Consider the following 321-nt stretch of genomic DNA (forward strand, 5'->3'; position numbering starts at 1 on the left):
ACGTCGCCAACGTGGATCTGCAACAGAGGCTCGATGCCGTCACGTCGGCGCGCGAAGCCGCCGCCGCGGCCGAGACTGCGCGCGTCGCGGCGGCCGAGGCGGTCCGCCAGATCGCACGCGAACTCCAGCCGGTATCAGTGTTAATCAGCCGCAAGAGCCAGCGGCTTTATGTCCGTCAAGCATTCATGCCCATCCTTGAAAGTCCGGTGACGATCGCAGATCCCGACCGTCCTATCGGTACGCATGTCTTCACCGCCATCGAGCACGGGACCGACGATGCCAAGGTGCGATGGAGCGTTGTCTCATTGGCGGGGGGGCGGG

General features: G+C 65.1%; 1 pseudogene. It reads left to right on the plus strand.

Annotated features, from left to right (window positions below):
• Positions 1-321, plus strand: a pseudogene (locus CP49_RS45970) (L,D-transpeptidase family protein); the annotation flags it as partial.

Origin of the sequence: Bradyrhizobium valentinum, assembly GCF_001440405.1 — a bacterium.
GTDB classification, from domain to species: domain Bacteria; phylum Pseudomonadota; class Alphaproteobacteria; order Rhizobiales; family Xanthobacteraceae; genus Bradyrhizobium; species Bradyrhizobium valentinum.